The organism is Metabacillus sp. cB07 (assembly GCF_016839225.1).
Taxonomy (GTDB): domain Bacteria; phylum Bacillota; class Bacilli; order Bacillales; family Bacillaceae; genus Bacillus_P; species Bacillus_P indicus.
This window is the reverse complement of the sequence record NZ_CP069296.1, coordinates 3,591,290-3,611,196: the sequence shown is the minus strand read 5'-3', so window position 1 is coordinate 3,611,196 and position 19,907 is coordinate 3,591,290. Positions and strand designations below refer to the sequence as shown.

The 19,907-nt window shown below is 45.6% G+C and carries 17 protein-coding genes; 11 read left to right on the top strand and 6 right to left on the bottom strand.

Translation table 11 applies throughout. The features are described 5' to 3' along the window. Positions 1 to 18 precede the first annotated feature (18 nt). A complete protein-coding gene (gene msrB, locus JOJ89_RS18495) occupies positions 19 to 1,140 on the bottom strand; it encodes a peptide-methionine (R)-S-oxide reductase MsrB (RefSeq protein WP_203288898.1) in 1,122 nt (373 codons plus the stop codon). Between the two features lie 171 nt (positions 1,141 to 1,311). Here msrB and JOJ89_RS18490 point away from each other — a divergent pair, with 171 nt between their 5' ends. Together JOJ89_RS18490 and JOJ89_RS18485 are read left to right on the top strand one after the other, a co-directional pair. Then, positions 1,312 to 1,689: a DUF4363 family protein gene (locus JOJ89_RS18490; protein ID WP_029566870.1), complete on the top strand. Its 378-nt coding sequence runs from the start codon at positions 1,312 to 1,314 to the stop codon at positions 1,687 to 1,689. A gap of 9 nt (positions 1,690 to 1,698) precedes the next feature. Next, entirely contained in the window at positions 1,699 to 2,388 is a 690-nt protein-coding gene (locus tag JOJ89_RS18485) for a DUF421 domain-containing protein (protein WP_029284436.1), read from the top strand. Positions 2,389 to 2,415: 27 nt separating this feature from the next. Here JOJ89_RS18485 and JOJ89_RS18480 read toward each other — a convergent pair whose 3' ends face one another. Further along, positions 2,416 to 2,703: a hypothetical protein gene (locus JOJ89_RS18480; protein ID WP_029284435.1), complete on the bottom strand. Its 288-nt coding sequence runs from the start codon at positions 2,701 to 2,703 to the stop codon at positions 2,416 to 2,418. A gap of 197 nt (positions 2,704 to 2,900) precedes the next feature. Between JOJ89_RS18480 and fumC the strand changes: the two genes are divergently transcribed. The 3 genes from fumC to JOJ89_RS18465 all read left to right on the top strand — a co-directional run bounded on the left by fumC (position 2,901) and on the right by JOJ89_RS18465 (position 4,782). Beyond that, entirely contained in the window at positions 2,901 to 4,286 is a 1,386-nt protein-coding gene (fumC, locus tag JOJ89_RS18475) for a class II fumarate hydratase (protein WP_029284433.1), read from the top strand. 88 nt (positions 4,287 to 4,374) lie between these two features. Continuing rightward, the gene (locus JOJ89_RS18470; protein ID WP_203288887.1) at positions 4,375 to 4,554 is read left to right on the top strand and encodes a hypothetical protein; all 180 of its coding nucleotides are present in this window, start codon (positions 4,375 to 4,377) and stop codon (positions 4,552 to 4,554) included. Between the two features lie 72 nt (positions 4,555 to 4,626). Beyond that, positions 4,627 to 4,782 carry a hypothetical protein gene (locus JOJ89_RS18465; protein ID WP_203288885.1) on the top strand — a complete coding sequence of 52 codons (156 nt, stop codon included), beginning with the start codon at positions 4,627 to 4,629 and terminating at the stop codon, positions 4,780 to 4,782. 210 nt (positions 4,783 to 4,992) lie between these two features. Here the strand turns inward: JOJ89_RS18465 and JOJ89_RS18460 are convergent, their stop codons facing one another. Further along, entirely contained in the window at positions 4,993 to 5,301 is a 309-nt protein-coding gene (locus JOJ89_RS18460; protein WP_203288883.1) for a TIGR04104 family putative zinc finger protein, read from the bottom strand. Between the two features lie 145 nt (positions 5,302 to 5,446). On the opposite strand from JOJ89_RS18460, the gene JOJ89_RS18455 reads away from it, so the two are divergent. The 3 genes from JOJ89_RS18455 to JOJ89_RS18445 all read left to right on the top strand — a co-directional run bounded on the left by JOJ89_RS18455 (position 5,447) and on the right by JOJ89_RS18445 (position 9,196). Continuing rightward, complete coding sequence (locus JOJ89_RS18455) at positions 5,447 to 7,111, top strand: AMP-binding protein (RefSeq protein WP_203290387.1); 1,665 nt, start codon at positions 5,447 to 5,449, stop codon at positions 7,109 to 7,111. Continuing rightward, positions 7,108 to 8,667 (top strand): acyl-CoA carboxylase subunit beta, encoded by a 1,560-nt coding sequence (locus JOJ89_RS18450; RefSeq protein WP_029566865.1) that lies wholly within the window; start codon positions 7,108 to 7,110, stop codon positions 8,665 to 8,667. The genes JOJ89_RS18455 and JOJ89_RS18450 overlap by 4 nt, the downstream gene beginning before the upstream one ends. Positions 8,668 to 8,737: 70 nt before the next feature. Beyond that, complete coding sequence (locus tag JOJ89_RS18445; protein ID WP_203288881.1) at positions 8,738 to 9,196, top strand: NUDIX domain-containing protein; 459 nt, start codon at positions 8,738 to 8,740, stop codon at positions 9,194 to 9,196. A 163-nt stretch (positions 9,197 to 9,359) separates the two neighbouring features. Here the strand turns inward: JOJ89_RS18445 and JOJ89_RS18440 are convergent, their stop codons facing one another. The 3 genes from JOJ89_RS18440 to JOJ89_RS18430 form a co-directional block, all read right to left on the bottom strand. Next, positions 9,360 to 9,911, bottom strand: a complete 552-nt coding sequence (locus tag JOJ89_RS18440) for a dihydrofolate reductase family protein (protein ID WP_203288879.1) — start codon at positions 9,909 to 9,911, stop codon at positions 9,360 to 9,362. A gap of 147 nt (positions 9,912 to 10,058) precedes the next feature. Next, positions 10,059 to 11,402, bottom strand: a complete 1,344-nt coding sequence (locus JOJ89_RS18435) for a sensor histidine kinase (RefSeq protein ID WP_203288877.1) — start codon at positions 11,400 to 11,402, stop codon at positions 10,059 to 10,061. Then, on the bottom strand, positions 11,402 to 12,070 hold the full coding sequence (locus JOJ89_RS18430) for a response regulator transcription factor (protein ID WP_203288875.1): 669 nt from the start codon (positions 12,068 to 12,070) through the stop codon (positions 11,402 to 11,404). Before JOJ89_RS18430 ends, JOJ89_RS18435 begins: the two co-directional genes overlap by 1 nt. Positions 12,071 to 12,583: 513 nt before the next feature. Between JOJ89_RS18430 and JOJ89_RS18425 the strand changes: the two genes are divergently transcribed. From JOJ89_RS18425 to JOJ89_RS18415, 3 genes are all read left to right on the top strand, one after another. Then, positions 12,584 to 13,837, top strand: coding sequence for a S1C family serine protease (locus tag JOJ89_RS18425; RefSeq protein ID WP_051865598.1), 1,254 nt, complete (start codon positions 12,584 to 12,586; stop codon positions 13,835 to 13,837). 400 nt (positions 13,838 to 14,237) lie between these two features. Then, positions 14,238 to 15,716, top strand: a complete 1,479-nt coding sequence (locus JOJ89_RS18420; protein WP_203288873.1) for a UDP-N-acetylmuramoyl-L-alanyl-D-glutamate--2,6-diaminopimelate ligase — start codon at positions 14,238 to 14,240, stop codon at positions 15,714 to 15,716. Positions 15,717 to 16,051: 335 nt separating this feature from the next. Then, positions 16,052 to 19,783 carry a S8 family peptidase gene (locus tag JOJ89_RS18415; RefSeq protein WP_242524631.1) on the top strand — a complete coding sequence of 1,244 codons (3,732 nt, stop codon included), beginning with the start codon at positions 16,052 to 16,054 and terminating at the stop codon, positions 19,781 to 19,783. Positions 19,784 to 19,907: the final 124 nt, after the last annotated feature.

Genomic DNA, 19,907 nt, shown 5'->3' with positions numbered 1-19,907 from the left:
AAGTTTTTTTGAGTTTTTTCACTTAAACAAATCTGCAAATTCACTGTACCCTTCCTGCTCAAGATCCTCTGCGGGAACAAACCTTAGAGCGGCGGAATTGATGCAGTATCTCAGGCCTGTCGGTTCCGGACCGTCGTCAAAAACATGGCCGAGATGCGAATCGCCGTATTTGCTCCGGACCTCTGTCCGCACCGTGAAGAAGCTGCGGTCTTCTTTCTCAATGATGTTCCCTTTCACAAGCGGCTTCGTAAAGCTCGGCCAGCCGGTTTTAGAATCATACTTGTCTTTTGAGCTGAAAAGAGGTTCTCCTGAGACGATGTCCACATAGATGCCGTCGTCCTTCAAGTCCCAGTATTCGTTGTTATAGGCTTCTTCGGTGCCGTCTTTTTGCGTTACTTCATACTGGATATCTGTAAGGCTTTCTTTCAGCTCCTTATCCGTTGGCCTGGAGTAGGCGGAATCAGCAGGAGCCTGGGCGTCATTTTTCCCCCAGACCTTTTCAAGAAACTGATCCCTACCTGAATTGTCCCGGTAGTATTTATATCTGATTTCATTCTTTTTGTAATAATCCTGATGATACTCTTCTGCCATATAAAAGGTTTTGGCAGGGAGTATTGGTGTGACAATTTCTTTATCAAACCGTCCCGACTCGCCAAGCGCGGTTTTGGATGACTCCGCTTCTTTTTTCTGCTCTTCGCTGTGGAAGAAGATGGCGGTCGAATACTGCTTTCCGCGGTCCACAAACTGACCGTCCGCATCAGTCGGGTCTACCTGTCTCCAGTAAACGTCCAGAAGCTCCTTATAGGAAATGGTTTTCGGGTCATACACAACCTGGACGGATTCAACATGTCCTGTCTGACCTGATGAAACGTCGTTGTACGAAGGATTCTCCTCTTCACCGCCCGTATATCCGGAGATGACGTCCTCTACCCCGTCAAGCTTTTCAAACGGCGGTTCCATGCACCAGAAGCATCCTCCTGCGAATGTCGCCACTTCAAGGTCTTCTTCCTCATAACTGGCTTTTACCGGCGTGCTTCCAGTCGATCTTGTAAAAAGGGCTTCGCCTCCCTTGACCATGACAAAGACAAGGCTAGGTATCAGCACAATCGACATGATGATTTTCACATTTCGTTTTTTCATATCATCCCATCCTTTACCTTTATAAAAGGTAAAACGTCATTTGATTAAAAAAAGATCACTTTTCTATATAAAAAGTACCTAATTTTTTTCAGCAGGAACAGTTTTAATGTGCTCTCTGATTACACGGGCCCAAACATGTCCAAAATGTAAAGAAAAGAAGGTGGGGCAAGTATGTCGCAAAGACGGATTTCAATCAGCCTGTTTGCCCTTTTGTTTGTTTCTTATATCGGGCTGTTTGCCTGGCAGCAGGCTGTTTTTTTTCAGAAGCAAGAGTCGTTTTATGATGAGCTTCACGCTGTGATGACATCATCAAGAGAAGGCGACTGGGCAAGGGCTGCGGAAAAAGCAGAGAACGTGGAAAGCATGTGGGAGCGCGGAAAGGTGATTATTTCAATTAAAAGCGGAGGGACAAATCAGGCTCTCCTCAATATATCACTGAAACAGCTGAAGGGTGCGATCAAGGAAAAAGACTTAAAATCAGCCATTCGGGAGGGTGAAACTTCTATGATGCTGTTTGAAAATCTGACCTCTGTTACGCCAAGGTTCTAGGAGGATGTTATGGGCGATTTCTTAACAGATTTATCAATTTATATTATCCGCTCTGTGATTGTCATTGCCGGGACGTGGCTCGTAACCAATTTTATCGGAAAAAAATCAATTGCACAGCTGACACCTTATGAAATAGCGATTCTATTTATTCTTTCAAATGTGGGGGCACAGCCGCTCGTATCCATTGATACGTTCAAAACAGCGTTTGGAATGGTGATCCTTGGCATCAGTATTATCCTGATTTCTAAAGTATCCCTATCAAAGATGTTTTACGGAATGAATGCAGAACCGGCCATTGTCATCTCAAACGGGCAGATTGACCGTCAGCAGCTGAAAAAGAACCGAATGAGCATTTATTCTCTGTTATCCATGCTGAGAGTGCAGGGGTATTTCAAGGTGGAGGATGTCGAGTACGCCATCTTGGAGCCGAGCGGGGATTTGTCTGTGCTTCCGAAAGTTGACGCAAGGCCGGTTACGCCTGAAGACCTGAATCTCAAGCCGGAGCAGGATGCTCTCTCCTATGCGGTCATCATTGACGGCGACATCAAGGAGCATGCCCTGGCGTCTGTACAGCAAACCAAAGAATGGCTGATCAATGAGCTGATGGCCCAGTATAAAACAGCGAGCAAGGATGTGCTTTATGCGGAAGCGGACAGCCAGGGGAATTTGTTTGCGAATATTAAAAAAAGCGGGGCGTAGTGCCCCGCTTTCTATTGTATTGAATGTTCAGGCATGACTATGACTCTTCACTCTGCGGGAGTAAAAGCGTCCGATGAAAACGACGACTGCAAGAGCCGAACCCGCTGTTAGCAGCATTCCGTCCGGAGTATGGTGGCTTCCGGCTAGCTGCCATAGTTTATAAGGGATAACAGAGATTGAAGCGAGAATAAGAAATCCGAGATAGATTTTAAGAATACCTTCTTCTTTTTTCTCGGATTGTTTTATTTTTGCAAGAGAGTCCAATGAAAAAACCAACAGAAGCAAAGCAGCAGCAATAACAGCGATATCTCCCATTTTTTCACCTCATTTATTTTTAAACAAACGTTTGATTAACCGGTTTAAGCTTGATATACGGGTCTTTTAATATGAGCAGATTTTCCTCTGCTTCTTTATTTTATCAAAAAATCCAGCAGGAAAATGGGGAGAATGAAAGGTTTATATGAACATTTCTTGAATAAAAAGGGTAAAGAAAAAGAGACGGAGGTGGAAGCATGGATTTTCGTATTGAAAAAGACACAATGGGTGAGATCAAGGTTCCTGCTGATAAGTTTTGGGGTGCCCAAACGCAGCGGAGCAAAGAAAACTTTAAGATTGGGACAGAGCGCATGCCGATCGAGATGATTGATGCGTTTGCGATTCTAAAGAGAAGTGCTGCTAAGGTGAACAGCAGCCTTGGCATGCTGAGCGACGCGAAAGAGCAGGCAATTGTACAGGTGTGTGACGATATTCTGGCCCGCAGGCTGGACGGACATTTTCCGCTTGTTGTCTGGCAGACCGGCAGCGGTACCCAGAGCAACATGAACGTCAATGAAGTCATCGCGAACAGGGCAAACGAATTGCTGAGAGAAACGGATGAGACCGTTCATCCAAATGATGATGTGAATATGGGGCAGAGCTCCAATGACACATTCCCTACCGCGATGCACGTGGCAGGAGTGCTTGCTGTTTTTGATTCTCTTATTCCCGCCATTGATAAACTCTATCTGACACTCCTGAATAAATCAAAGGAAAATGAAGATGTCGTGAAGATTGGTAGAACCCATCTGCAGGATGCTACACCGCTTACTCTTGGCCAGGAAATCAGCGGCTGGGTTCACATGCTTCACAAGTCCAAGGACATGATCAGGCTTTCTGTTGAAAAGATGCGCGACCTCGCCATCGGAGGAACGGCGGTAGGGACGGGTATTAATGCGCATCCGGATTTCGGAAGGCTTGTGGCTGAGGAAATAAGCCTCTATACTGCGACGAAATTCCAGACGTCGGAAAATAAGTTCCACGCCCTCACAAGCCATGATGAAATCGTGTTTGTGCATGGTGCGCTTAAGGGGCTCGCAGCCGATTTAATGAAGATTGCAAACGACGTCAGGTGGCTTTCAAGCGGACCACGGTGCGGAATCGGCGAAATTACCATTCCTGAAAATGAACCAGGAAGCTCCATCATGCCCGGAAAGGTCAATCCGACTCAAAGCGAAGCCATTACCATGGTCGCCGCTCAAGTGATGGGAAACGATGCAGCAATCGGCTTTGCTGCAAGTCAGGGAAACTTTGAACTCAACGTGTTCAAACCGGTGATCATTTATAATTTTCTGCAGTCTGTCAGGCTTTTATCAGATTCAATCCACTCATTTAACGACCACTGTGCCATCGGCATAAAGCCAAATTTAGCAGTCATTGAGAAGAATCTGAATGAATCTCTGATGCTTGTCACGGCCTTGAACCCTCATATCGGATATGCAAATGCAGCGAAAATTGCCAAGGAAGCCCATAAAGAGGGAATAACGCTTAAAGAAGCAGCCGTAAAGCTGAATCTTCTGACCGCATCCGAATTTGATGAATATGTGAATCCGCTTGATATGATTGGACCTAGAGGAGAATAGACAGGTGTGCCGCTCGCTAATAGAGCGGTATTTTTTTATGGAAAAATATTACTCTTGGTGTATAATCACTTCTGAAGGGAGATGGAAAATGATGTCCAGGAGATTTATCGGAGCTGTCCTTATTTTACTTGGTGCTATTGTTATGGCAATCAATGTTCTGTGGTTTCAAAACCACGAACTGTACGATACTGTGAGAATCGCTTCGTTTGTCAGTTTCATAGCGGGATTTTTGCTGATTCCGAGGTATCAGGAAAGAAAGAATTTATAGAAGAAGGTTAGGCCGTTATCTAAGAAAAAACTTTCAGACCAGTTTCCTCCCACGGGAATGAAGGAGAAATTTATGCAAAGGAACGATAAAAAAAGGCTCATAGATAAGAAATATAAAGAGATTATCAATCAAAAGAAAGCGGAAAAGAAACACACGGCAGAGGCGTTCTTTATTATTCTCTTTTTTGATTTGATTTTTGTTCTCAATGCATTTTTTAAAGGATTTTAAAGAGAGTATTTTTTTCTTCTTCCTCGTTAAAAAACAAATACCCAAAGTAAATCCTTTGGGTATTTCGCTATTGAATAAAGTGAAAGGGGCCGCTCCCTGACTTGCTGGCTGGCGTTACTTCAGCACTTGTGTCAGGTGCCCTCTTCGGGTCTCCGTTAAAAATAACCTCTTTTAATGCATCATTCATCAATGCAAAGCAAAACTCTGCCTCTACCAAAGCGGCTTGTCCTCTTCAATATATTCATAGTAATAAGGCGATAAAAGAACAGATAAAAGACCGGCAGCAACGATGGCGCCTATTCTCACACTTGTTGCTGCACCAAACATTGTGCAGATCACGCTTGCAGCAATAATCGGACCGGCAATAAGAAGCGTTCCTTTTGTCCGTGATTTCGGTGTCGGATACAGCTTTGTGCCGCATTTAGGGCAGGTTAGGATTCGGGTGAATTTCAGTGATGTCATAAGCGTTTCCTTCCATGAGAAGGAATAGCGGCAGGATGTGCAGACTGGAAGTTTCAAGTGGTGGAGCCTCCTGTTGTTTTCTTTTTATTTTAGCATGATTATAGAAAAATTTAACATAATCATTTCTCTGACAACGATCTATTTGTATAATAAGAGAATAACATACTAACCGGTCAGTCTGAAGATCTCAATGAAATGGGGAATGAAGATGACAGCTTATTGGCCAGATTATCTTTCTGAAACGCTTATCTATCAACAGGGAGAAAAGCCGCTTCATGAGTACATGAAGAGACACGCTGAAGAAAAGCCTGACTCGGCAGCCTATACTTACTATGGAAATAAGATTACGTGGAGAGAGCTCTACAAAAAAACCTGCCAATTATCAGCATATCTGAGCCGCAATGGAATTGGGCAGGGGGATGCTGTTGGGCTGTATATGCAAAATTGTCCGCAGTATATCATCGCCCACTACGCCATTCAAAAAATTGGCGGTGTGGCAGTTCCTCTTAATCCGATGTACAAAGAATCCGAACTGTCTTATTTTCTGAAAGAGTCAGGCATGAAAGCAGTTATTGCAGGAGATGAGCTGTTTCAAAGAGTAAAAGCAGCCGCAGAATCAAATAAGACCGACCTATTGGCTGTAACGGCTCACTACGGGGATTTTCTGCCTAATGCTCCAATCTTTAAGCTCCCTTCCGATTTGGAAAGACAAAAACAAAAAGACTCGTCCGCCAAGGATATTCAGGATATTTTTCAGTATGAGGACCCGCTGGAAGAGAGTGCTCCTATTGATTTATGGGAAGGCGAAGGTCTGATGGTTTTTACTTCGGGAACAACAGGAAGACCAAAAGGAGCCCTGCTCACATGCGGAAGTTCCCTTTATAAAACGGCGGCAACAGCTCAGGCAAATGAGATGGGGGAACAGGATGTTTCTCTTGCCGCAGCCCCTCTCTGCCATATCGCAGGGATGGTCATGGGAGTAAACATTCCTGTTTATACAGGAAACACGTGCATCCTCCTGACAAGGTTCGACCCAGAAACGGCCGCTGAAGCAATTGAAACCTATAAAGTGACTGTCTGGTACAGCATTGCCCCCATGAATGCGGCGATTTTGAAGACACCTGGAGCAAAAGACAGAGATTTATCTTCCTTAAAGCATAATCCGGCGACAAGTTTTGGAACGGCCGTAACAGAGAACCTTGCTGACAAATGGAGAGAGTTTACAAAAGGATGCCTGATGCATGAGGCATCTTACGGACTCAGCGAAACCCATACATGTGATACCTTCATGCCGAAGGATAAGATTAAGTTTGGAAGCTGCGGAATACCGGTCTATCAAAATCACATTCTGATCGTGGATCCTGAAACCGGTCAGCCGTGCGAACAGGGACAGCGCGGAGAAATCGCGGTCCGCAATCCGGGAATTTTTAAAGGATATTTGAACAGACCGGATGAAACACTGAAAACAATTGTTAACGGCTACGTGAGGACAGGGGATATCGGAATGCTGGATCCGGATGGCTATCTTTACTTTTACGGTCGATTGAAAGAGATGATAAAAACGTCAGGCTACAGTGTGTTTCCTGAAGATGTCGAGGCGCTGCTGAACGAGCATCCCGCAGTTATGCAAAGTGCGGCAATCGGAATGCCCGATGAAGAAAAGGGAGAACGCGTCAAAGCTTTTATTGTGCTTGCTCCTGAATATAAGGGCAAGGTAACCGAGAAGGAAATTTTAACATGGGCAAAAGCGCATATGGCCATCTTTAAATCACCAGGAGAAGTTGAATTTCTGGATGCCCTGCCTGCCACAAGCTCAGGCAAAGTATTGAGAAGGGAATTAAAAACAACGAGGGAGGCAGCGAAATGAAAACATATGCAAACGAGGTGGATGATGCAGTACTTGACTTGCACAAAAGAAAACAAAAAGCGCTCCTTGGAGGAGGACAGGACAAAATAGACCGCCAGCACAGCAGCGGGTTTTACACGGCGAGAGAAAGAATTGCCTTGCTTGCAGATGATGACAGTTTTCTTGAGCTCGGAATGCTGAATCATTCAGACAAGGAAGGCGCAGCTGAAAAAAGCTACGGAGACGGTCTGATTACAGGTCTTGCAAAAGTCGACGGAAGGCCTGCCGTTGTAATGGCTGGTGATAAAACGGTTTTTGCCGGCACAGAGGGGGCCGTCCATATCCGCAAATCAAAAAAAGTTCATGAATATGCTTTGAAAAGGGGCCTTCCTCTTTTTAACCTGAATGAAGGCGGAGGACTCAGAATGCCTGACGGAATGGGGTCTGACGGAATCAGCGACAAGCTTTTCCCGCAGGAAATGCTGACTCATTCGAGGCAGGTTCCATTGATGACGGCAATTCTAGGCGACAGCTTCGGCGGCCCAACATGGATGGCCGTTTCATCTGACTTCGTCACGATGCTGAAAGGGACCTGCATGGCGATTGCAGGTCCGAGAATGCTTTCTATGGCTACCGGGCAAAAGGTAGAAACGGAAGAGCTTGGAGGATGGAGGGTTCATGCGGATCACACAGGCCAGTCAGACTCTTTTGGCGATACAGAAGAAGAATGCATCCTGCAGATGAAAAAATTCTTCAGCTATATGCCGCTGAATAGCGGGGAGGAACCCATGTTTAAAGAAACAGATGACGATCCGTACAGAAAGCTTGAAAGGGTTCTTGACATTCTTCCGAAACAGAAAAACAGAGTCTATGATATGAAAGAGATGATTAAAGACATCGCTGATGAAGGGGAGATGTTTGAGTATAAAGCGGCGTACGGGGAAGGCCTGATCACGGCTTTTGTGAGAATGGGAGGGAGAACGGCGGGCATTGTGGCCAACCAGCCAAAGAAATTTGCGGGTGCAGCTGGCCCGAAAGAGTGCGATAAAGCCATTGATTTTATATGTTTATGTGATTCTTACCATATTCCGCTGATTTTCCTGCACGATACTCCCGGATTTAGAATAAGCCAGGATGCTGAGCGCGAAAAAATGCCGACTAAAATAATGATCTGGAACCAGGCTCTTGCACAGTCCACTGTACCTAAGATTTCAGTTGTCATCAGAAAAAGTGTCGGGGCAGCATACGGAAACATGTGCGGTCCTTCAATGGGAGCGGATTTCGTTTTTGCCTGGCCGACAGCCGAGATTAATTTCACTGGTCCTGAAGTTGGGGTTAATGTTGTGTTTGGAAGACAGCTGCAGGAAGAAACCAATCAGACAGAGGCACGGAAAAAGCTGCTCGAGCAGTGGGCTTTTGACAGTTCTCCCTATAAAGCAGCTTCCAAACACTACCTCGATGATGTCATTGATCCAAGAGATACAAGGAAATATTTGTGCAAGGCGCTGGAATACGCTTCATACAAAAACGGAACGAAAAGCGAGCGCAGGCTTGCCAACTGGCCGACCGGCTATTAAAATACCTGTTCGAAATCCGGAAAGTCCTCTATAATAAAAAAGCTATTATTTTCCAAGGGGGATTTTCACTATGGTTCGGACAGCATCAAAAGCCATCATTTTAAAGGACGGAAACCTTGTTGCCATCAAGAAAGAGGATGAACAGGGCTACTATTACATTCTGCCGGGCGGCGGACAGGAACAGGGAGAGAATCTGCACGAAAACCTGCGCAGGGAATGTCTTGAAGAAATAGGGGTGGAAGTAGACATTCACGAGCTGGTGTTTGTCAGAGATTACGTCGGCGGAAATCACGGATTTGATGACAATGGATTCCATCAACTGGACATGATGTTTCTTTGCACGATCAAAGAAGGGCAGCCTGAACCATCAGCGGGAACGGTGCCGGATGACGGGCAGGTTGGAGTGGAATGGCTTCCTGTTGAAACATTGAAGGATTACAGGGTATATCCTATCACTGTGAGAGATGAGATTATGAAGCTGCATGCGGGGGAAAAGCCTGAGAAGGTATATTTAGGGGATGTTAATTAGCCCGCCAATACTGCCAAAAGAATAAAATGATCGGGTACTGCTGAATCGGCAGTGAATGAGTATTGGGTTCAGTTGCGGATCGCTATCATATTGAGCAGCAATATAAAGGTCAAATAAAAGAGCAGACCAATTAGCTTAGCTGAGGTCTGCTCTTTTATGACTATCAAGGATAAATAATATCGTAAGCAGCTTTAAAGACTCCGCTGGAATATTGTTTTATGTCCACTAATTCTAATTTGTAAACTGGCTTCTCACTGCCAAACAGAGAAATGCCTTTACCGACCATAATTGGATTAACCTTAAGTACTAATCGATTTATGAGTTTATGTTTAAGCAAGGAACCAGCCAACGCTCCGCCGCCGCATAGCCATATCTTTCCGTTTTCTTTTTGTTTAAGATTTTCAATAAATTCTATAGCATCTTCTTTGACCAGTTCGACTTCCTCGTTCGACTCAAATTGCATGGAGTTCGAGAAGATATAGTGTTTTATGCCTTTATAGCCGGGTTCTCCCGGTTTAGCGCCGAATTGAAACCCAAACTCATATGTTTTTCCGCCCATTAACACTGCATCGTATTGCTGAATATCTGATAAAAAATCCGGGACATGATCCCCTTCGAATAAAAAGAGAGATTTATCAATATTTCCATCTATCATCCCTTGATCTGCAATAAAGTTGTCCAGTGAAACTGCAACATGGTAAATGATTTCAGCCATCTGTCATCCCTCCAATTAATTAACTTATATTTCCATTTTAACATAGGAGCTCTGTGCAAATCGTTCATTTTGTAATGAAAAAGCAAACCATATCATGTGTGAAATGGTTTGCTTCGTTTCTCATGGGCTTTTATAAATTGCAGATTATCACACCGGAATCTTCACATAAAACGTACTCAAACCATGTTCATTGACTGCCCAGACTTTTCCTCCGTGCAGCTCTGCAATGCGCTTGACGATGTTCAGACCGAGGCCGAATTCTCCGTTGCTTCCTTTGTGGAACGGTTCGAACAGGTGCACAAGAATATCCTCCTCAATCGGAGGGCCGTCGTTCCAGATTTTCAGCAGGTAGTCAGAGCCTTCCCGGGTAAGCTTGGCACCTATGATTGTATCTGCATATCTCAGCTGATTTTCAAACAGGTTTTCAAGAAGTTTCATCCACAGCTCCTGGTCTCCGTGTATGACGGCTTCTTCAAGCTGGATGCTGTAATCGAGTTCCTGCCTGCTCCATCTGATGCGTTCGATGACCTCCTGGACAATCCGGTTCAAGTACAGTTTTTCCTTTGAAGCATTCCGGGATGAGAGGTAATCAAGTTTTGTGATGTAAAGGAGGTCTTTGATTTTTTTCTCAAGCCGTTCTGATTCTTCTTCAATGACGTCCATCGTGCTTGTCAGGTCGCCCTTCGGATAGATGCCGTCATTGACGGATTTTGCATAGCCTCTGATGACCATGACAGGAGTCTTCAAATCATGGGAAATGTTTTGAAGAAGCGTGCGCTGGGCTTCATCTTTTTTCACAAGCCTCTGACGCATTTGTTCAATGGAAGAACCAAGCTTTCCGATTTCATCGCTGCGCTCAAGAATGACAGGCTCATGCCAGTCTTCATTGGATATCCGTTTGACATCCTTCTCGAGTGAAACAAGCGGGCGCGACAGGTATTTTGCAAGCCATATAGATGGAAGCCAGCTGAACAGAAAGACGATGATCATGACAAGGACAAGCTGTTTGAACAGGGTCAGCACAAGGTCGTTTCTGTAGGAGTCCCATGCATAGGAAAGCAAAAAGGCGGGCTGCCCGTCGAGCGAGACTTTTTTGATGACAAAAAAGAGCCGTTCATCGCCTATGACGCGTGAATATTCCTCCGTAATGGCTTCCTGTCTCGCTGCAAGAGACTGTGTCTCCTGCAAAAAGCGGAGCGGAAGCTTTTTTTCGTTATAAAAGAAAGGAGCATTTTCAGGAAGGATAATGTGCTGAACCGAGCGGTCCGGAGACAGCTTCTCGCCGTTTGGATTCAGCGGGTCCATATCCATATCCCCCTGCAGGCGGTATTCGGTCAGGATGTGCTGTTCGTTTTCAATCGTATTGTAGATTTCATTTGTAAAAAAGTTTCTCAGGGTTGTCGGAAAAATGATCATTAAAACAAGCGAAATTAATAAAAGGATGCCTGAAATAACAATCCAGATCTGAAAGGCGAGGGATTTGTTTTTCATCAGGCAGTCAGCATCCTGTATCCGTACCCGTAAATGGTTTCAATTTTCAAGTCCGGCATTTTCTTTCTTAGTCTCCGGACAAGGTCATCCACGACCCGGTCCGTCCCGAAATAATCACTTCCCCAAATGTGCTCAATCATCTGCTCGCGTGAAAAGGCCTGTCCTTTGTTATGCAGGAACAGTAAAAGCAGGTCAAATTCCTTTGATGTTAAGTTCAGATTTTGCCCGTCAAGCGAAACAGAACGGATGCTTTCGTCAATTGTGTATGGCGGCAGCGTCACCGTATTTTTCGCCGGGGCGGATTTATACAAACGGGTCAAGAGTTTCTGAACCCGGATGACGAGCTCCCTCGGGAGAAACGGCTTTGATATGTAATCATCGCTTCCGAGCTCAAGGCCGAGCACCCTGTCAATATCCGTATCCCGTGCGGATATGAAAATAACCGGGGTATCCGGTGAAGCCGCTTTGATCTCTTTGATAAGCTGATATCCGTCTACACCGGGAACCATAATATCGAGCACCCACAAGTGAGGCGTTCTGTCTATTGCCGCACGCGCGCTTTCTCCGTCTGTAAAAGCAGTCACGCTGTATCCTTCTTTTTCAAGGTATTTTGTCAGTAAATCATTGAGATTCTGTTCATCTTCAACAAGGAAAATCGAATATGTCATTCTGATTCACCCTCCTCTTATTGGTCATTATACTATGGGGGAGCAGGGGAAATCATTTTTTTGATGTCTAGCTTCGCCTCCCAGCCCTTCCGTCAGAACAAAATCCCCCAAAAAGTCAAACCCGGACTTTTCGGGTGATTGCTTTTCTGCCTGTCAGGGCTAAACGGTCGGCTCCGCTTTTCGTGGTGTCTAGCTCAATCAGCCAACTCCTCTGTCAGACAAAATCCCCCAAAAAGGCGGGGCCCGGACTTTTTGGGGGATTTCTTATCTGCCTATCGGAGCTAAACGGCTGATTCCGCTTTTCGTGGTGTCCAGCTCCATCGCTCAACTCCTCTGCCAGAACAAATCCGTCAAAAAAGTCAAACCCGGACTTTTCCGCCGGATTCTTATCTGGCTCCCGGAGCTAAACGAGCGATTCCGCTTTTCTTACAATTTCCCACATTTCTCTCATCTTTCTCCCAAAAAGATTTCTTATAGTAGAGTCAACAAAGAAATTCACCGGGAGGAATGAAGATGGGATATTACGATGATACGGAACGGAAAGAGGCAATGGAGCAGGAATCACGGGAGACCAACAGATACGTACAGCCGCAGAAGAAGCCGTCCAGAATGCGAGGCATTCTTTCATCGGTTATCAGCGGTGTAGTGGGCGGGGCGCTTGTTCTTGGTGTTCAGCCGTATTTTGAAGAAGAGACCGGCAGCAATCAGCCTTCTTATTCTGTTGATTCCAACACCGCTCAGGAAAACAGCACGAATGAGGTAAATACGCAGCCGCTCAGTTCAACGAATAATATTGCTGATATGGTTGAAAACCTGTCCCCTGCGATTGTCGGTATTTCCAATAAACAGCAGCAGCGCAGCTTTGGAGGCGGCACGCAGAGCGCTGAAGCAGGTACCGGCTCCGGGGTTATTTTCAAAAAAGACGGGAACACGGCTTACATCATTACAAATAATCACGTCATTGAAGGCGCAAGCAGCATTGAAATAACGTACTCGGACGGCGAGAAATCAGAAGCTGAACTGGTGGGTGCTGATCCGCTGACAGATACGGCTGTGTTGAAAATTGACAGCAAATATGCAAAAGCTGTCGCGCAGTTCGGGGATTCAGGCAAGCTTCGCGCAGGTGAACGGGTTGTAGCGATCGGTAATCCGCTCGGCCTTGATTTCTCCCGCACAGTGACAGAAGGAATCATCAGCGGAACAGACCGGACGGTGCCGATTGAAACGTCTGAAGGAAATTGGGATTTGAGCGTCATCCAGACGGATGCTGCGATTAATCCGGGAAACAGCGGAGGTCCCCTGCTGAATATGAACGGTCAGGTAATCGGCATCAACAGCCTGAAGATTACCCAGGACGGTGTTGAAGGCATCGGCTTTGCGATCCCAAGCAATGATCTGCAGCCGATTGTGGATGAACTGCTTGAAAAGGGAAAAGTTGACCGTCCGTTTCTTGGGGTCGGCCTGATTGATCTGAGCCAGGTGCCGGAGCAGTACCGCACAAATACGCTGAAGCTTCCAAATGATGTGACAGAGGGCGTGTTTGTACAGGGTGTCAGCCCGGGTTCTCCTGCATCTGAAGCAGGCATGAAAGAAGGAGACGTGATTGTTGCCATGAACGGCACGAAGATCAAAAGCTCAGGTGAACTGCGCAAATTCCTCTATTCACAAACGGCGATCGGGGATGAAATAGACGTAGAATTCTACCGGCAGGGAGAGAAGGTCACTGAAAAGGTGAAGCTTTCTCAAAAAGAGGTTGTGAATAGTTAATATAGATCCCCCTTTTGTTGGCGGCTCCTTGGATGGAGCCGTTTTTTCTGTTTGGATTGTAAGGATGCGAGGTTGGACTGTTAGAATGGCAAATTCGCTTGTTAGAGCAGTAGTTTGGATTGTTAGACAGTAGTTTCCGCTTGTTAGAACTCTGATTTGGACAGTTAGCTCCATTTTGTCCGTTAGTGCCAATCATACATGAACCCTTCAGCCTAAAATTGACCCTGAAGTCCGCGCCTTACGACCTGTTTCGACAATATCCAACATTTTCATCCTCCGCTTCCCTCAAAAAAACGGAATGGTTTCGAACAAATATGGTATCACAAAACGCATAATTGATAACAATGCTCTTTTTGATGCAACATAACAGAACGGATGCCATGAAATAAGGAGATCAACGATGAATTTACTAACTTTGCTTGAGCAGACCGGTCATTCCATTTTTCATCAGGATGATCTGGGAGCTTGTGAAATTACGGGAATTGAAGCAAACTCAGCCAAAGTCAAGGAAGGCTGCTTATTTACAGCGATCTCAGGCTATGCACGGGATGGCCATGATTATATAGAGGATGCAATCAGAAGAGGGGCTGCGGCTGTTGTTGGAGAAAAAGACCTGACAGGTTTGCCTGTGCCGTATATAAGGGTGGAAAACAGCAGAGACTCACTTGCCAATCTGGCGGCGCACTTTTATGACTATCCCTCAAGGAAACACATCATGATCGGCATTACAGGCACAAACGGAAAGACGACCACTTCTTTCATGCTGAGACATATTTTGCAGCACGCAGGGTATTCATGCGCTCTTTTCGGCACGGTTCACAATGTCATCAATGGACAGGCATACAGCTCTAAGAACACGACCCCGGATGCGCTCGAACTGCAGCGGTTACTGGCTGAAAGCAAAGACGAGGTTGTCATCATGGAGGTTTCCTCTCACGGGCTTTCGCAAAAAAGGCTCGAGGGCATCGAATTTGATCTTGGTCTTTTTACGAACCTTGCTCATGAACATCTCGATTATCACAATACGATAGAGGAATATTTTGAAGTAAAGCAGCAGCTGTTTTCAAAACTGAAGCAGGGCGGACAGGCCATTGTCAGCACGCATGATGAATGGGGACAAAAGCTCACCGGCATTCTGCGGGAGCGGAATATTGAGGTGTCCACTTTTGGTTCTTCTAAAAGTGATGACCTTCAGTTCACATCTGAACATGATGTTCACTGCTCTGATTTTGAAGTGACAGAGAAGGGTAAAAAACTTCATTTTTCTATGAGCATTCCTGGTCTTCATAATATCTATAACGCTTCTATGGCGTATTTGGCCGGGCGTAAAATCGGCGTAGACGGGCCGAAGCTGATTGAAGGCTTCAGAACGTTTAAAGATGTACCAGGGCGTTTTGAAATGTACAATCATCCGGAAGGCGCCACAGCTGTTATTGATTATGCCCATACGGCAGATGCGTTTGAATACATTTTGAAAACTGCAAGAGACTGCGGAGCAAAGCGGATCTATCATGTGTTTGGATTCAGAGGCGGACGCGATGAAAGCAAACGGGCGGAAATGATGGAAATCTCATCACGAATGAGCGACCGTTCTGTTTTGACATTTGATGATTTAAACGGCGTCAATCCGGCCGAAATGACAGAGGAATTAAAAACATATCTTGTCGAATGCGGCAAAAAAGAAGACGTGATCATTCCTGACCGGACACTTGCCATACAAAAAGTATGGGAAATGGCTGAAGCGGGTGACTGGATTCTTGTGACCGGCAAGGGAAGTGAAACGTATAAAGATTCATACGAGCTTCCTGCAGGTTCAGACCAGGAGACGTTCCGCCTTTTATTAAAAGAAAAAGAAGCGGCAGCATCATCTCCTCTTTAAAATACTCTTTAAAATACGAAACGTAAGGAATCTCCAGTCAGAGGAGATTCCTTTTTTCATGTGTAAAAAAAGGTCGATTAAACAAAAACCCCAATTTTAAACCCCGTTTACTAGATATTTAGAATCAGATACCTCCTGTTTTTATTCAAATCCCTCTCATTTTTTATACGAGATAGGTCTCTATATCTGCTTAATAACCCCGATTGTACCTTCCATTCCGGCAATATACAATTCTAGTAACATATTCAAATCATCTTATGAGATCGCATTCTTTCAAGTGTATTGCATCCAGATGAGCGCAGTGGACCAATTTAAATTTTTTAGGGGGATGTTTGGTGAAAAAATCTGTTTTAAAGTCGCTAATCGCAACATCTGTATCTGCCGTTATGCTGTCCTCAACGTTCAGCAGCGTCAAAGCTGTTGATCAGCCAAGTGCTGAAAAAAAGGATCAATCTGCCATCGTTCATGAGACAACGGGGAAAGGCGAGCGCAAGATCACTCTCATTACAGGAGACGTGGTGACCGTTCAAGAGATTGGAAACGGCAAAAGCGCCATTAATGTTGAGCCTGCCGATCGAAGCGGTGCAGGAGCGCAAGTTCTGACCATTGGTGAAGATACGTACGTGATTCCAAATTCGGCCATGCCTTACTTGGCAGCTGACAAATTGGACAAGGATTTATTTAACGTAACGGAACTAATTGAAAATGGCTATGACGACAAAAGCCTCACTTCTCTTCCCGTAATCGTGGAATATGAAGAGACGAAAGCACGGGCAGCTCAAGTAAAATCAGACCCAAAAGGGGCTAAAAAAGTTCGTACTCTTGAAAGTATAAACGGAGCTGCACTGTCTGCTTCGAAAAAAGAGGCAGAAACATTCTGGGAGGATATCACCCCTGAGACAGCAGCTTCAGCAAAAGCAAAACCGGAAACAGCTGTTTTTGAACAGGGAATTGAAAAAATCTGGCTGGATGGAAAAGTAGAAGCATCTCTTGCACAAAGCGTGCCGCAGATCGGTGCTCCGCAAGTATGGGAATCCGGCTATACAGGGGAAGGCGTAAAAGTAGCTGTGCTTGATACGGGTATTGATCCGGCTCACCCAGATTTTTCGGGCCAGATTGAAACGTCAAAAAGCTTTGTTCCAGGCCAGCAGGTTGACGACAAACACGGCCATGGCACACATGTTGCCTCGACCGTCCTTGGAACTGGCGCTGCTTCTGAAGGAAAGAATAAAGGGGTTGCCCCTGAAGCTCGTCTAGTAGTCGGAAAAGTACTGGATGACTCAGGGAGCGGTCTTGATTCATGGATCATCGACGGCATGGAATGGGCAGCTGAAAACGCGAAGATCGTGAATATGAGTCTCGGAAGCTCTGAACCTTCTGATGGAACGGACCCGATGGCACAGGCAGTCAACCGGATCAGTGAAGAAAAAGGAACTCTGTTTGTCATCGCAGCAGGGAATTATTCAGCGGAAGGGGCGATTGGATCACCTGGAGCTGCAGATGCTGCGCTAACAATTGGAGCGGTTGATAAGTCTGATAAGATTGCAGGTTTTTCATCTAAAGGACCGCGCTATGGGGATAAGGCGCTAAAACCTGACTTATCAGCTCCGGGAGTCGGCATCGTTGCCGCGCGCTCAGGACTTTCTGCCGGAACAGGCTATTATAAAAGTTTAAATGGAACGTCAATGGCTACACCGCACGTTGCAGGTGCTGCCGCGCTTCTTTTGCAGAAGAATCCTGGCTGGAGCGGCACTCAGTTAAAAGAAGCACTGATGAGCACATCGAAAAAATTGCCATACTCTCCGTATCACATTGGCACAGGCCGTCTGGATCTGCCGGCTGCAGCAGCAGGCAAAGTAAGGGCAACGGGTTCTCTGTCATTCGGTTTCTTTAAATGGCCGAACGCGGATGCACAGCCTGTACAAAAAACGGTCACGTATACAAATGATTCGGACACAGCGGTTACATTAACTCTTCAGGCTGATTTTAAAAATACAAACGGCAACGCTGCACCAGATGGCATGCTGACGATATCTGAAAGCGAGATTGTGGTTCCGGCTGGAGGCACTAAAACCGTTTCCCTCACGCTTAATCCGCAGCTTGGTGAAGCCGGAGCCCGGTATGAAGGTCATTTGACGGCACTTGAAAACGGCAAACAAGTGGCTCATACTTCACTCGGCACGGTGAAAGAAGAGGAAAAATACACGTTAAAAATGACAGCTAAAGACCGCAGCGGCAAGCCTGCCCTTGCATACGTTGGTCTCGTTAACAAGGACATGATTCCAGAGTTCGTCGCTGTAAATGGAGAAGCAGAATTCCGTCTGCGCCCTGGAACTTACTCCGCTATGTCCATGATGGAAGTAGATGCAACTACAGACCACCACGGGGTTGCATTAGTCGGAAACCCTGAATTTGTACTGGATGGACCTAAAACCGTAGAATTTGACGCAAGGAAAGCAAACGAAATAAAAGTGAATGTGCCAAAAGAGACAGAGCCAAGCTATCAGCGCCTGGAATATTACCGCTCTCTTGACGGCAAAACGATGAACCACGTGTACTTGGCGCCGGTATGGATTGATAAACTGTATGCTGCTCCAACAAAGAAAGTGAAAAACGGAGAATTTGAAATGCTGACCCGTTGGCGTTTAATCAAGCCTTATCTTCAAATTCACTTTAAAGATAAAGTGCTTGATGATATTCCTTTAGCAGGCAGCACGCTGCTCGATGGAAAATATAACTTATCAACGGTTTATGCAGGCAGCGGATCCCAGGCTGATTTTGAGCGATTGAATGCAAAAGGCAAAGCTGTCGTTGTTGACCGCAATGCGGATGTCACTCCTTCAGAGCAGGCTGCTGCCGCACATGCAGCAGGAGCTAAGCTATTAATCATCGTCAATTATGAAGATACGGAGTTCAGCGTATATGCAGGCAATCCGGATTACACAGACATTCCCCTTGCTGTTGCAGGCATAAGCAAGAGCGAAGGAGACAAAGTAATTAAGGCTGCACGTTCAGGCAATCTGAAGCTGTTTGTTGAAGGTGAAACAAACACGCCATATGTCTATGATTTAATGGACGTTCATGGTGAAAATATTCCAAAAGATCTGACCTATGCTCCTTCGAATAGCGAACTTGTAAAGATTGATGCACGCTATAAGTCTGATCAGGAAACTTCTGGCGGGGAATTCCGCTTTGATTTGCGCCCTCATACGGTCAGAGCAGTGGGCTTCATGTACAAAATGCAATTTCCTTCTGTTCGGACCGAGTGGGTCTCAGCTGTTGAAGGAACACGTTGGTATCACCAGGCTGAAGTTTTAGACAGTCCTTGGTCTGTACGCCAGCCTGCTGTGACTTATAAAAAAGGAGAAAGACTGCAGGAAGAATGGTTCTCGCCAGTCGTCCGTCCTCGCCTGGGTGACGGATATTGGACACCATTCCGCAGCGGGAACTCGTTCCAGTTTAACATTCCTGCCTGGGCAGATTCTGGCAAAGGACACACAGGCGGTACGGAATATGATGAATCGGTTAAAAATCAAACACACAAGCTTTATCAGGGAGATACCCTGATTAAACAAGGAACAAGTCAGGCTTTAAATGTATTCAGCGGCATTTCAGAAGAAAGAAAGCAATACCGTTTAGTAACGGGTGCCAAGCGAGATCCGGAACGTTGGGATACCTCAGTCAGCACACACACGGAGTGGACCTTCTGGTCTGGAATAGAAGATTACTCCCGTAAACCGCTTCCGCTTTATTCTCTTGACTACAAGGTTGAAACGGATATGTACGGCGATGCATTGGCCGCACCATCAACGAATCTGGAACTCTCTGCAGCAAAACTGGACGGAGTTGAAGGGTACGGAAAATTGGAAGGTGCTTCGCTCGAAGTGTCTTTCAATGAAGGAAAGTCATGGAAAACAGTAAAGCTTGAGCAAACAGCAGAAAATAAATGGACCGCTAAAATCAACAATCCAAAAAACAGCAAACATGTGTCACTAAGAGCATCTGCATGGGATGATGCGGGCAATAAAATCACGCAGGATGTCATTAAGGCATACGGATTGAGATAACCGCAAGAATGGAAAGCAAGAAGAGGGGCGTATGCTTCTCTTCTTTTTTTCTGTTGAGCTGGAAAAAAGATTTACTTTTTATTCCATGTAAAGTAAACTTAACGTAAAGGAAGCTTTACAAGGT